The organism is Aquimarina besae, from assembly GCF_042434905.1.
In the GTDB taxonomy this organism is placed as follows: domain Bacteria; phylum Bacteroidota; class Bacteroidia; order Flavobacteriales; family Flavobacteriaceae; genus Aquimarina.
The window spans coordinates 447,568-461,277 of sequence record NZ_CP170199.1 but is presented as its reverse complement, the minus strand read 5'-3'; the positions used below and the strand labels follow the sequence as shown (position 1 = coordinate 461,277).

Sequence of the window (13,710 nt, the reverse complement as noted above, 5' to 3'; positions counted from 1 at the left end):
GAAAATGAACCGAATTACGTCCGGAATTGTAATTTTGGACGTTTTTGAGATACTACTTGTTCGATTTTTGAAGTGTAACAAATGCTTTTGGGGACATTGTTACGTGTTTTTTAAAGGCACTGTAAAATGCTGATTTCGATTTAAATCCTACAGAGTTTCCAATTGCTTCAATAGTTAGATGTTTATAATTGGGATCTGTTAAACGATTCTTGGATGCTTCAATTCTGTATTGATTGATAAAATCATTAAAATTAAGACCGGTGGATGTATTAATTACTTGAGAGATATAATTGGAGTTTGAGTTTAGCTCTTCAGACAAACTTTTTAAGGAAGTAGAGCTCTGTAGGTAAAATTTGTTCTTCTCTACAAATTCTTTGATAGTATCCATTGAAATTTCCTGATTTTTGAACCTAGAAGTTTCATACTTATCTGCAATCCAAGAGTTTTCGAAAAAGCGAGATTCTGATAATAATACGATACTGGTAAAACTCACAATCATAGTATTAAGAATGAATATATAATGATCTCCACCATCATCCTCAAAATTTAAATACACAGTAAATATCAGCACGAAAAATATAAAAAGTCCGAGAGAGATGTTTTTAGAGAAATCAAACTTGTTAATACGTGTGTTCTCTGCGCTTGCTACTTTCTTTTTTGATCTGTTTTTTATAATGAGTCGAATGGATAATATACTGTATAAAACAAAACTTGCTAAAACCAACCATCTAAACTCGTCTTTAATCCATAGATAGCCATAATCAGTATCATCAGGAACATTTACTTTTTCTATGTCATCGTAATATGCTCCTAAATATGCATTGATTTTGATAGAGATAGGCTGAAGATAATACTGTATTTGCGTGATAGAATAAATTACAGAAGGTACCAAATGAATCCAGTGTTTTTTTAGTAGTAATGGTTTTCGTGTTAACAGGGTATAAACAAAAAAGTATATGGATGGTGCCAGTAATAGTACTAAAGATTCTGTACTATCATTAAGATGTGGTATATATTTTATTAAACCTGTATAGCATAAAAAGACATCAGTGGCGATAATAGATTGTATCAATAATGACCATCCATAGATTCTAAAGGAATTACTTTTATTCGAGGCACGAAGTAATATCACCAAACTTAGCAATAATCCTATAGCAATGCCCAGGCTTATGAAATAGGATACAAAATTATGCCGGATCGGAATCTGATCGAGTATATCTTGGATATTCTCCATTATTAAAACAAGTTATTCTATAATAAAATCGGTTAGTTTTTGAGGTCCTTCCAGAGGAACTCTTATAATTTTAAGAGTTCCATCTTCGGTAGTAGCGATTTGCCATTTGATGAGGGTAATGCTTCCGTTTTCAATTTCGATTCCGGTAATAGATCTTGGGTGGACACAACTCCCATCATTAAAAAGTGCTAACTCCCCTGCTTCAGGAAAACGAGGGCGATGTGTGTGACCAATAATAGTAAATTGGTTTTTATGGTTCGCGATCCACTTTTTCATTCGTCTCTCTACCTTAATCATTTCTGTATAATTCTTTGCAGGACTTGTAGGGTCAGAGATCCCTATTACTTGTAAAGGTCTCCATAAGAAACGAACTAAAAACCTATTAATTCTCCAGCCTACATAATTCATGAAATCTACTTGATGTCCGTGTATTAAGAAAATTTCTTGCTGAGTGTTTTTGTGTTTGAGAATAATCGCCTCGTGATATTCGATACCAGGAAATAGAGGAACATCTTTCCCTAATTTAGGGTCAAAGTAAAAAGACAGATGTTTTTTTACATATTTTGGGTCACGATACACCATGTCATGATTTCCCCAGATCATATGTAACCTGTTTTCTACGTGTAATTTCTGAAGTAATCCATACACATTTTTATGAGCTCTTAGGATAGTTTCGAAATGTAAGTTTTCCCAGAGTTCATCCCCATCTCCCAATTCGCAATATGTAAAACCTTCATTATAGTAATGTTTTAATGCGTGGAAGTAAATGTTTCGATTATTGGCAAAATCATCTGCAAAACTATTATCACCTCTATGGCAATCGCTAAACAAGATGAACTTAGAACGGTCATCAAAAGTAATGACTTTTGCATTTTTATAAGCACGATCCAGTCGGGATTGGGAGGACATATAGCATTCTTTTTGTATAAATATACAATACTATATGTTTTTTTGTGGATGCCGTTTGATAAAATAGCTTTAATGACTGAATGCCTGCTTCTTTTGTAAATGAAAATTACTTAAAATCATTAAAAATGTTACAATATATAACCACCAGGTTTGGTTATAATTAAGATAATACGCGATTAACAAAATAGACAAGCCAGAAGTGTATAGCAGGATATTGATCCAAGATCTGTTCTTATAATGTTTATACATCAAAATAATACTTCCCGATAAAAACATAATAAGAATAATATATTTCCATTTCGAATTGTATTCCAGTTGTTCGAATCCTATAAAGCTAAAGAACGAAGCATATGCTGCCCAGCAAAAGGCACATTTTGGGAATAAAAAAAACACAACAGCAGATAAAATATTCAACACGCTCATTTTCTTTGTGCGACTCCCAGTTTGTTTTTTTGAGCTACTGGTAGTACAAGAACAATAAGTTTTTTTAGAAAAGTACATTTGCTGCTGTGTTTTTAGGATTATACATGATGTAAGGCAAAAAAAGGGATATTACTAATGTGCAAAGCAAAGCAATCAAACGAGGAGCATACAGTACTTTGTAAAAACCTCATTTGGATTTTGATTATTAATCAGTTAGTTAGAGGGTTTTTTAGGTTTTCCTTCTTCCCATTGTGCTTTACGAAGAAGCCAGCTAAAATCTCCACTTAATTGATCTCCTGATACCGCTTTCCCATTTTTATATTCATAAATTCCTGCACTAGAGTGACATCCCATACAACTTTCTGTACCAAAAATGGTAATATCGCTCACCGGATTTGCTTCTATAAGATTAGCCGCTGATTGATTTCCTATTTGGAAAAAAGTTTCCATCGTGATATTGGTCAGTAATGCCAAGTTAGGATTTCCACCAGGTTTATTAACCACAGATTCTGGAACTTTGTATCCAGCCTCAGTATGATTTCCTGGAGGTACATCTTGATCTAGTGGATATTGAGTGTCGATCAACTGATAATACTGCCAAACACTATTTTGTTGTCTAAAATAGGTTTGCATTTTTTCATTTACTCTCTGTACTCGCACAGGGATGTCGACCATACGTTTAGCCTGAGTTTTCATAACATCACTATTGGCAAAATACTTATCTGTATTATTATTCGAAATGGTCCAAAAATCACCATGCGCTCCTTTATTATGAGTATAGGTTGTACCACCATTGGTTACGTCTATATTTACAGGACAGATCTCGCAGTTTGGATCTGTTAGTGAAGGAGGAATTACTGTTGTTTTCCCATCTTTTTCAATAACATTTTGATCTAGATTGTCAATATGTTCGAATGTAGACCAAACCCATTGCTTTCCAGTTGGTGTTTTTTGACTGATATGAAAACCAATCATTCCTAAATCTGTAGGGATTGAATCTAATTTACCGGTAGTTTGATTGATCAAATACCCTTCTTCTCTATAATATCTTTCTTTATGATCATTATCCGTAAGAACTTTCCATGCAAACTTGATTTCTATAGCACCAAGCTTATTGTCCTTGTAATCTCCTTTAGGAAAATTGGCAATACCACTTTCAGAAAATTTTGTTTGTCCATTTTTGTTATACAACTTATTAGTAACAATATAATCAAACTCCTCTTTGTTCATTAATACTTCATACACCACTACGTTACCGTTTTGGTCAAATAGTTTTCCTGCAAATGCCTGATCAACTTCATCAGCAATATCAAAGTTTTTTGGATGTGTGGGTGTTGCCGAAGAAAGAACTACTCGGGCATCCTCACTTAATTTGTCCTCTTGTATACCTAAGCCGGAAGCTGTTCTTGGGCTTCCCCACGGAGCGGGTGTTTTTCCATCCTTGCGATATACCTGGAAAGCTTCTTTCCAACCTAGCCAAGTAGGTTCTCCTTTATCTGTGAATTTTTCTGTAGGTTTTCCTTTTTCGTCCCTTGGCCACATAATTCCGATAAATGCTTGCCAGCTATATTCATTAAATTTCTCATTGAGCTTAAATATATTTTTTTTGTCTTTTAGTTTTTTTTGAATCACTGGATCTACGTCTACAGGAATGTCTGGTGAGAGTTTCACTGGTGCGGGTATTTTTTTGTAGTCATCAGTATTAACATTGACTTCTGCGGTATCATTATTTCCTTCAATCGTTACCTTATCATCACAAGAAAACAGTATAAACGAAATACATAAAATCAATGCGATCTGTTTCAAGTTTGAGTAGAAAAGTTGTAATGCGTGTTTCATGGTGTAGAAAATTTTAAGGTTAATTAGTTATCGTTTTTGTAGTGTGTCTTCTCTTCCAGAAAAGAGATGTAGTGTATCTATCTTCCTGAGTATAATACTCTTGTCTTTTCTTCATATATGCTCGATAATCTTGGGTAATGATGTGTTGATATTTTTGTAATCCGGTTTTATTTCCCTTTAAGTAATCTAAAGTAGCATATGCGGCAAATTGGCTTATAGCTAAGGATTTAAAAATTCCCAAAGACGAAATAGGGTCATAGCTTGAAGCTGCATCACCCACTGCAAGCCACGAATCTCCGGTTACAGCACTGAGGTATTGGGTATGAGCTGCGGTTATCTGAGGGTCTGAAAGTGTTGTCGTGTTTTTTATTCTGCTTTGCGTATATTTAGAATGGTTTAATAGGTAATTAAAGGTTTCTTTTTTTCCGAGTTTTAATTGATTTGCAATATCTGCATCGGTCATATAAGCAACTACGATAGTTCTATTAGGTAATGCGGCGCTATACCACCAACCAAATGGATCGGTTTCAACACAAGTTCCGCTACCGATTCCAGAACGATCTTTGTGACAATCTTTAGAATTGTAAAATTGATAAACCGCTACCATTTGATCTTCTTTAATTTTGACAGATTTCTGCAGATTGGAAAAAGCTGCTTTTTTACCGGTAGCATCTATCACAAAACCGGATTTTATGGATTGGTTATTTTGTGGAGATATAATTTCTAAAAACCAAGATCCACATTTCTTTTCCGATGATATAATGCTACTTTCAAAATAAAGTAAAACACCTTTTTTTTGTGCTTCTTTCATCATAAACTGATCAAAAGCTACTCGATCTAGATGCCAGCCATACCCAAAAGGAGAGTAGATATATTCATTATGATATAACTCTGAAGATCCCCAGGCAGCAGAGGTTCCGTATGATGTGTCAAATTTGCATTTTAAAAAAGAGTTCCATATCCCCAGCTTTTGTAATTGTTGAGAAGCGTGTGGTGGTAAGGTTTCTCCTATTCGATGTGTAGAGATGCAATTTGATTTGAAATCCGCTTTGCGTTCAAGAATAGCAATCCGAAGATTAGGAACTTCATTCTTTAATGCAATTGCAGTGGCGCATCCAGCTACTCCTGCACCGACAATTACAACATCATATATGAGACTGTTTTCGTTCATAAACTGGGATCTTGTTTTACGGCGATCCATTGGGCAACAACTCCGGCAGGAGCAGTTGATTTTCCATTTGGTCCTGTAGGATGAGGAATGGCTCTCACAATAGATCCAACAATTGCAGGACGTTGATCGACTCCATTCATCCAGTTGGGCACATAATATCCCAGATAGTTATAGATCCATTCGGCACCACCTACAATTCCTTTTCCTTGAAATTGTAAAGTAAATGGATTACCATATCCAATGGAACCACTTAGTTTTAGTTCCCATCCCGGACCGTATATCAAACCATCCAGAGTTTGCATAGGAGCTTCGTTGATTTTTATATTTCCTCTACCGAATTCTAAAGAATTAAAGTCTGCGTCTACATTCGGGTTGCTTAAGAAACTTCGATAGGTCCAAATTCCGACAAGAATTTCAGGGACCGAATTAGTTATTGCGCTCATACCGGTTAATTTTTATTGTTTTCTTTAGTAGATTCTCCAAAACTTTGTCCTAATAAACGGTCTCCCGGTTTTACAGGATCTCCTAGTGCTTCGTTATTACGCTCTATCTGGTAGAATTGTCTGGTGATTCCTTCTCCTTCTGAAATTAGAAATCCAAGATCTTTCCAGGCTTGTACCATTTGTAAATCTCCCGCTTTATTATTCGGTATTCCAGATGCCCAATATACCTGTGCCCCTTCTTTAGATTCTGGAACCACGATAGGCCTGTGAGCAGGCCACCAAGGGATGTTATATGCTATTTGCTGTTCTACAGGATCACCTGTTGATTCTGGATAAATATTATTCCATTTTTCATAAGTGATATTAATATTCTGAAACGTACATTCATGAAAATCCGCTTGCCAAGGAATTCCAATATATTTTGTCAAATCACCTGGTTCAAGACCCGCTGGTAGATTGGGGGCAGTACTACCATCTTTGCTAGCTATCGGTTTAGGAATACTTAACCCTCCAGCGATATAATCAGCGTGCTTAATTCTATAGGGTTCACTATAGATCGCAGGGTTATCTACGATCCACGAAAGCTCACCACCTGGACAAAAAGCACCTCCTAATACATTGCTCAATACGCCTCGATCAATTCCGATACCTGTTGTGGGAGGATTGGCCCAAGGATTTGTACATTTCTTATTACTTTCTCCCCATTCTGTGCATTCATTCACAAATTTTCCGTTGGCCCATTGTTTTAAAAAGAATAACTGTGTCTCTGTCATGGAAAGAAACTTTTGAGGAGCTGTATTACTTAGCGGATTATCACCACAAAGCATTGGCATAAGACGAGGTTTATTAGAAGTTGAATTATAATTTCCTTCTACCTCATAATCATTAAGTTGATTGGTTTGTCTCATAATTCCCAAGACGAATTGTCTCAATCGGTAATAAGGATCTTTTCCATTTTCTGGTGGGATGGAGAGTGTCTCATAGTTTAGGTTTCCTCCTGTTCCTCGATTATGAGGATCACCTCCACCAAAGAAGTCAAAAACGAAGGTGTATTTAAAGTCATCAGGTCTTCTTAGTTGAGGCCATAATTCTTTATAAAATTTTGGATAATAATCGGGATTGTATCGTGCTTCGTTTCTCCATATATCTAATTCTTCCTGTGTTCTGGGACTGTTATTTTCTCTGGTAAAAGGAGGTACACCAAACACCTGTGGGTCATATGCCATTTTACGAACAAAAAGATCATACATCTTTTCGTCCATAGTGATCATATCTTCCATTTCAGGGACATACCTTGGATATCCTACTACTACCCAGGCAGGAATCTGAACATCCATCGTACCGGCAGTTTTGGTTTTTATTTCCTTATCTCCATCATAAGTGATATCAGTAAATGTATATTCAATTTTAGCAGTTACAGGTCCATCAGAAATATCATCAAACCAACCATCATTATTCACAAAACTTTCTATAACAGGAGTTCTTGTAGATCCTGAATTTCCATTTCCCCCTAATACAATTAATCGTATATTTTTTTCCTGTTCATGAACTAGAAGACTACCTAATGTTTCAATAGAATTAGGTTGTATATCTGAAGGCGGGAACGTTTGTGGATAAGATACTTTTTTATATTTACTGGCATCCATCTTCTTACTTTCTGAACCAAATTTGGCAAAAGCACCTTTGTTGTTTTTAAGGTTTACCGTTAGAGGTCCAGGATCAATGATAAGTTGTCTTCTTAAATCGGGTTGAGTGACTTCGGGATTACGAAGCGGGTGATCTGGCGCATATCCCTGCTGTCCGTTGGTTTCCTGAAACTCGTACCACGAAGCTTTTTTATTTGCTAAGTGTACAGTCCAATCAATGTCGGTAACTTTTCCCTGAACCATTCTGGGAGCTGTTACCGCAGTTTGATATACAAAATTATAAGTACTTCCAATTTTAATTTCCTCTCCATCTGTATCGTCTTCATTTTTGTAAGCAAAGACTTTAAAACGGGCAGCTTGTTTTTTAATTTTAGAAAGATCGCCACTATCTTTAAAAGAGCTTACTCTAATTGGGTTTCCTTTAGAATCCTTTTGTTCTCTGCCCATCTCATCACAAGCTATTGGTAATGTTCCGGGTTGCTCTGGAGTCAAATAAAAATCATCATCAGTGTTACCAAGTCTTGCAATTCCGATACTTGGATGAATTTTGAAAGTCGTATATGTATTGTCCATTATGTGTTGCTTTAATTTAGTCCATGAAGTTTAAGGATACACCATCGATATATACAGCGTTATCTACCTGTTTTCCGTTAATACCCAAAATCACCAATTGTATAGTAATGTCTTTCGCACCATTATTTAAGACACGTTGTACTGCTTCTGTTGCATTGATCTTATAATTTCTAGGTTCGTGGTGATGTAATTGTCTAAAATCAAATTGTCTTGTTTTATCCAGTGGCAGATTACAATGTCCCGGGCCTCCATAACAGCTTCCGTGAAATGTGGAAATTTCTTCAACAAAGTGATCGTTTCCTGTTGTTTGGGTATCGATAGTCGCATCAGGGGAATTTAGGAATACTCTGATATGTGCGTTTTGAAGATTTCCTCTTTGAACTCTATGAATTTTAATTTCTGCTTTGCGGTGTGTATCTAATGTATTTGTTGAAACTTTAGTAGGTGCACTATTAAATTTTACCAATCCTACCTTGTTGGATACATCATAGAACACAGAATCTCTCATATAGGCATACCCTAGTTTTTGAATACTCATAGCATCTCGAACTGTCATTGACCATGGTGCTAAAACAGCATCCATTTCTTGTGGAGTTCCGGTGTGTAATTCTTGCCATCGTGCCCATATGCGGTCAACATTAGAATGATGTGCCCAAAATAGTGGATCAAAAGCGGTTATTCTATTGTCGGTCATCCACCCATACACTGGGTTTTCCTTGCTTTGTGGATCAGCAGTAAGCTTTAGTTTTTGATATATTTTTTTCCACTCATCACTACTATCGGGATAACAGGGGTTTGTACCACCAGAGAAGTTATGCATACCATTATGTACTTTTTCTAAAGATCCATAATGATGGTCATAAGAAGGTCCTCCTCCAAAATCCCCGAAATTATCCATGGAAAGGAGCAAGTTTATATCATCCTTTGTTGGATATTGTGATAATGGACCCATAGATCCAGGCCATCGATTCGGAAACCATAATGGATTGATTTCTTTCAAAATATCATAAATAGCACGTATTTTATCTGACCATACGGCGACATTATTTACATTGATAATTTCGTAAGGGATACCAGCTGCCTTTAAAAAACGTAAACCAGAATTGTATACAGATCCTTTTTTGACAATCTTTTCTAATGAAGAAATCTCTTTCTTAGTTAATATGGATTTCCCATCTGTAGTTTTTTTGTCTTTAAGCTTGTCCAGTCCTTTTTGGGTAAGGTAGCAACCATAGGCTTCGGGGAGTACCCCCAGATCATATTCCTTATTATTAAAAGTATTTTTGTTTTGATCTGCATAATCGCTCCAAGACCAGTACGGTAAAGAAATGTTTTTATCGTAATCTTGTAATTTTTGTTCGAAAAAGTAAAGGTATAATCTATGCCAGGTTGTAAATTGTTCCCATCCGTGCTGACAGGAGTTGGTATGAATCCTGGCCCAAAAATCGAAACTTCTTTCATCTTGCCAGAAATCAGTATATTGAAACATACAATTTAAGGCTTCTCTAAAAGTTTTTAATTCTTCAGGAGTAAGAGAGCTTACCTCTTTTCTTACAGTAAGTCCTTTATTATCTCTATGATCCTGATTGGTTTTATTCGTAGATACCTGGTGAAGTAGCTCTCCATTAGCCAATGCTAGATGATTATTGGAAGTAGTGACCTGAAGCAACTTTGAAGCATTTTTTTGCTCTTCTTCTAATGTCAATGGACAATCAGCATCGATCCAATTAGCAATAGTTTGTATTTGATCTGAAGAGGCGCTGGAGGCTGCATCCCATAATAGTTTTGGAAAAATACTGCCATCAAAGGGGTATAAACCTTTTAACCCTATGATGATAGCGGATTGATCACTTCTTTTTGGATGCGGAATGGTTCCTCCTCCACCCGATCCACCAGATGGCCAACAATCTCCAATGGAGGTACTGGTAGGAGGTTGTTCTACCGCAGATACAGCTGGTTGTAAAGAAGCCGTGTCAGAAGATTTTTCTTCAGATCCACAGCATCCGCTACTTTGTGTAGTTCGTTTGGAAGAAGATGTAGAAGCTGAATCTTTAGATCCACAACAACTGCTTAATTCCTGACTAGAATTAGGGTCTTCTTTTGGAGCGATTAGGCGTTGTCCATATAAGGAAGCATTCATAAAAGTTTCCGGATCCAACCAAAAAGCATGTAAACCTTGATAACTGGGAACTGTTTTTCCTTGTAGTGTATTGAGAATCTCTTTTACTTCTTCGTATTGAGAGTTTTTTTTCTTTTTACCAGACATAATATAGAGTTGTAAGTTTATTTGAGCCGTGCTTCTCAAAGCTACATATATCAGGGAATTTTTGGTATAGGTGTAAACACCTGTTTTCTTAATTTTTACTGTTTTTGTTGATCAATCCAGGTTTTTGAAGAAAATAGTTAAAACCCATTTACAAATCGAAAAACAGGGGTTTATACGCTTTTTTTTCTTTGAAATAATCACAGAACTTTGGGAGGAATCCCCTTTTTAGAACTCACAACTTTTAAAAACTAAATAACATGTCTATTTCAACCTTTAAAGAAATTTCGGATAATGATGATGTGGATATCGCAATTATAGGAGCAGGTATTTCTGGTCTGTATTGTGCATATCGATTAATTAATGATGCAAAGTATTCAGGAAAAAAAATTGCAATTTATGAACGTCTTAACCGCACTGGAGGTAGATTACAATCCGATTTGATACCTATTCGGGGAAATCATAAGGTTTCTGATAAAAATGAGATCACTAGTTTTTATGATCATATACACATTGATTTGGTTAAAGAGGAGCAAGGTGGAATGCGTTTTAACTATAATATGGATGAATTAATGACACTTAATGCTGCATTAAATATCTGTGATGAGATAGTACCTTTTCCGATGTCAAGTACAGATGACACCAATAGATTTTGCATTAGAGGACATAGTTTTTCATTAGCAGAAGCCAATGCAGGAGGAAATATAATATGGAGTCAATTATATGATCTCGCACCAGAAGAGGTAGGACTTAGTCCTGTGCAAATTATAACAAATGCCTATCATAGAATTTTAGAAGCTAATGACATCATTTTGGAAGAAGATCAGACTCCGGAATATTGGCAAAAATTCAGATTACATTTTAAATGGAATGGGATACCTATGAATGAATGGCAACTTTGGGGATTATTACGTGATATGGGATATTCTGAAGAATGTATAGAAATGCTTACCAATACGATTGGATTTGCAGGTCCCTTTAAGTCATTACCTAATGCTGGTGATGCTTGGCAGATTCTGGCAGATTTTCCAAAAGATCCAACCTATTATACTTTCAAATATGGTTTCAGCACACTACCCGATGCTATCAAAAAAGAATTAGAAGGAAAAGTTGATATTTATTTAAGTACCAATATAGATAGCATACACGGAGAAGAGAATGATTTTATTATGCATATTACCGAAACACCAAAGGGACAAAATTCCAGACCAAATGTTCCTTGTGGTGAGCATAAAAAAGTAAAAGCGAAACAAATCATATCTGCAATTGCAGCAACAGGGTTTAAATCTCTTTACTCTAAATCCCCGGCGCTTTACACCACGAATAAGAATCAAGACGGAATGAAATTGTGGAAAAGTATTCACGGAGTTTTAGGAATGAACTTGATGAAAATAAACTTTTACTTCAGAGAAGCATGGTGGTATACAGGATCAACCGGTAGACCAAATATAGAATTTGGACCTAACTTTACGGATTTACCAATAAACTCCATATATCCTTTCTATTCTGTAGAAGACTTGGAGGTTGACTCTAAGAAGGGTGCCGTTTCTATTATTAGCGGAGAAGAACCAGCAGCCCTCACTTTATATTGTGACTTTAATCATACTAATTTCTGGAAAGGATTACAAAATGTAGGGCCAAAGTTTACTTCGCCATTACAGGAAAAATATAATAATATGGAATCACCAACAGTCTTTGCAGCTTCACAAGCAGTGGTTGCAGAAGCAAGAAAACAAATGGGACTTCTATTTGGAGTCACTAATATTCCTGAACCTATTTTTACAAGTTATCGATTATGGAATGGTGAAGACGATTTCGAGCATGCGTATCATCAATGGCAACTTAATGTAAATGATAAAGAAACCATAGAATATCTGTCCAACCCTTTACCTGGATTTTACATGTGTAACGAAGCCATTTCTGATATGCAGGGTTGGGTAAACGGCTCTTTAAGATCGTGTAACTTGGCTTTGGATAAAATATCTAAAGGAACTATAAAACCTATGAATAACAATCCTTGTAAAAGTTCTGTTGCAACAAAAAATGTTGCTGATACAAAACCCTCTTTGCGGGTGGCAAGAGGGCATTGGGGATAATAATCTAAGTATTGAATACATAATATTTTAACTTTAAACTTATACAATCATGTCAACAAAAGATACTACCTATATTGGAAAAACTTCTGGAATCACACCGCCTGTTTTTCCTGATTCACTTATCAATGAACCAGTTCAGGCTAATCCAGCTCCTAATATTGACAATTTGGGGCCGCTTAGTCATTTGGTTGGAACTTGGACAAATCAAAATCTGGGATCAACAAATAGTGGAGGAACAGCTTCGCCATATTCTTATAATATTATGCCATTGCCAACTTCATCTGAGTCGAGTGGATACATTTTAAAGAATTTTAAATACTACGAAGAAATTACATTTTCTCCCATAAATGGTACAGCTCCAAATAGAGGTGGTGATTATATTCAAAATGCAAATGTGCTGTTCTACGAACAACGAATTTACTTTGCAGACGGACCTGCAAAAGACAGACTGGTTCACGCAGAAAATGGTTCCTGGTTGTTTTTAGTAACAGGTCCGCAGTCTGAAGCACCTTATGCCGGTACTCCGGTTGTGCCTCATAACGGACCGATTCCTGATCAATCTGTTACGACTAACGTAGCAAAACAAATTTCTGTGCCTCATGGAAATTCAATTCTTGCGCAAGGAGGAATTGTTGGATATCCTGGTTTTTTTCTTCAGAATGGTCCTGCTGCAATTAATGCTTATTCAGGAACAATAATCCCATCAGGAATAGATAGTACTCAGTATACAACACAAAGTATAGGTAATCCCTTTCCAACATTAAATAATAATCCTAATCAACCACTACAGGATGGTGCTGCAGCAAGTCCGTGTGTTCAATATATTCAGTGGAGCGTAGATACAGAAAATCCGAAAGCAAAAGGTTCTGTAACCAATATTCCATTTGAAAAACAGAAAGCAAATGTAGTAGATTACAATGCTACCTATTGGCTACAAGCACTAACACAAGGAGGAGCTTTTACTCAATTAGCGTACAATCAGACAATTTTTATGAACATTCCTATCAATGGTAAAATTGTAAAGTTTCCACATATTACGTGCAATACATTGACTAAAAAATAAAGAGTATAAAACAATGCTAGCTGAGAGGGGTAATTTGTTAAAGAAATTAC

The 13,710-nt window shown here is 36.0% G+C and carries 10 protein-coding genes; 2 read left to right on the top strand and 8 right to left on the bottom strand.

Going from position 1 to position 13,710, the window contains the following annotated elements; translation table 11 throughout:
- Window positions 1–52: 52 nt before the first annotated feature.
- The 8 genes from ACE94K_RS02020 to ACE94K_RS01985 form a co-directional block, all read right to left on the bottom strand.
- Window positions 53–1,234 (bottom strand): helix-turn-helix domain-containing protein, encoded by a 1,182-nt coding sequence (locus ACE94K_RS02020; RefSeq protein ID WP_378179229.1) that lies wholly within the window; start codon window positions 1,232–1,234, stop codon window positions 53–55.
- A 12-nt stretch (window positions 1,235–1,246) separates the two neighbouring features.
- Window positions 1,247–2,143, bottom strand: coding sequence for a serine/threonine protein phosphatase (locus tag ACE94K_RS02015; RefSeq protein ID WP_378179226.1), 897 nt, complete (start codon window positions 2,141–2,143; stop codon window positions 1,247–1,249).
- Between the two features lie 69 nt (window positions 2,144–2,212).
- Window positions 2,213–2,566 (bottom strand): hypothetical protein, encoded by a 354-nt coding sequence (locus tag ACE94K_RS02010; protein WP_378179223.1) that lies wholly within the window; start codon window positions 2,564–2,566, stop codon window positions 2,213–2,215.
- A 213-nt stretch (window positions 2,567–2,779) separates the two neighbouring features.
- Entirely contained in the window at window positions 2,780–4,405 is a 1,626-nt protein-coding gene (locus ACE94K_RS02005; protein ID WP_378179220.1) for a hypothetical protein, read from the bottom strand.
- A gap of 19 nt (window positions 4,406–4,424) precedes the next feature.
- Window positions 4,425–5,576: a tryptophan 7-halogenase gene (locus tag ACE94K_RS02000; RefSeq protein ID WP_378179217.1), complete on the bottom strand. Its 1,152-nt coding sequence runs from the start codon at window positions 5,574–5,576 to the stop codon at window positions 4,425–4,427.
- Window positions 5,573–6,019, bottom strand: coding sequence for a hypothetical protein (locus tag ACE94K_RS01995; RefSeq protein ID WP_378179214.1), 447 nt, complete (start codon window positions 6,017–6,019; stop codon window positions 5,573–5,575). Before ACE94K_RS01995 ends, ACE94K_RS02000 begins: the two co-directional genes overlap by 4 nt.
- Before the next feature lie 5 nt (window positions 6,020–6,024).
- Window positions 6,025–8,238, bottom strand: a complete 2,214-nt coding sequence (locus ACE94K_RS01990) for a LodA/GoxA family CTQ-dependent oxidase (protein ID WP_378179211.1) — start codon at window positions 8,236–8,238, stop codon at window positions 6,025–6,027.
- A gap of 16 nt (window positions 8,239–8,254) precedes the next feature.
- Window positions 8,255–10,504, bottom strand: coding sequence for a tyrosinase family protein (locus ACE94K_RS01985; protein ID WP_378179208.1), 2,250 nt, complete (start codon window positions 10,502–10,504; stop codon window positions 8,255–8,257).
- Between the two features lie 257 nt (window positions 10,505–10,761).
- On the opposite strand from ACE94K_RS01985, the gene ACE94K_RS01980 reads away from it, so the two are divergent.
- Both ACE94K_RS01980 and ACE94K_RS01975 read left to right on the top strand, forming a co-directional pair.
- Entirely contained in the window at window positions 10,762–12,597 is a 1,836-nt protein-coding gene (locus ACE94K_RS01980) for an oleate hydratase (RefSeq protein ID WP_378179205.1), read from the top strand.
- A gap of 49 nt (window positions 12,598–12,646) precedes the next feature.
- Window positions 12,647–13,660 (top strand): heme-binding protein, encoded by a 1,014-nt coding sequence (locus ACE94K_RS01975; RefSeq protein WP_378179202.1) that lies wholly within the window; start codon window positions 12,647–12,649, stop codon window positions 13,658–13,660.
- Window positions 13,661–13,710: the final 50 nt, after the last annotated feature.

Coding starts and splice junctions, on each gene's coding strand:
- ACE94K_RS02020 (WP_378179229.1), bottom strand. CDS start 1,234: ATGGAGAATATCCAAGATATACTCGATCAGATTCCGATCCGGCATAAT.
- ACE94K_RS02015 (WP_378179226.1), bottom strand. CDS start 2,143: ATGTCCTCCCAATCCCGACTGGATCGTGCTTATAAAAATGCAAAAGTC.
- ACE94K_RS02010 (WP_378179223.1), bottom strand. CDS start 2,566: ATGAGCGTGTTGAATATTTTATCTGCTGTTGTGTTTTTTTTATTCCCA.
- ACE94K_RS02005 (WP_378179220.1), bottom strand. CDS start 4,405: ATGAAACACGCATTACAACTTTTCTACTCAAACTTGAAACAGATCGCA.
- ACE94K_RS02000 (WP_378179217.1), bottom strand. CDS start 5,576: ATGAACGAAAACAGTCTCATATATGATGTTGTAATTGTCGGTGCAGGA.
- ACE94K_RS01995 (WP_378179214.1), bottom strand. CDS start 6,019: ATGAGCGCAATAACTAATTCGGTCCCTGAAATTCTTGTCGGAATTTGG.
- ACE94K_RS01990 (WP_378179211.1), bottom strand. CDS start 8,238: ATGGACAATACATATACGACTTTCAAAATTCATCCAAGTATCGGAATT.
- ACE94K_RS01985 (WP_378179208.1), bottom strand. CDS start 10,504: ATGTCTGGTAAAAAGAAAAAAAACTCTCAATACGAAGAAGTAAAAGAG.
- ACE94K_RS01980 (WP_378179205.1), top strand. CDS start 10,762: ATGTCTATTTCAACCTTTAAAGAAATTTCGGATAATGATGATGTGGAT.
- ACE94K_RS01975 (WP_378179202.1), top strand. CDS start 12,647: ATGTCAACAAAAGATACTACCTATATTGGAAAAACTTCTGGAATCACA.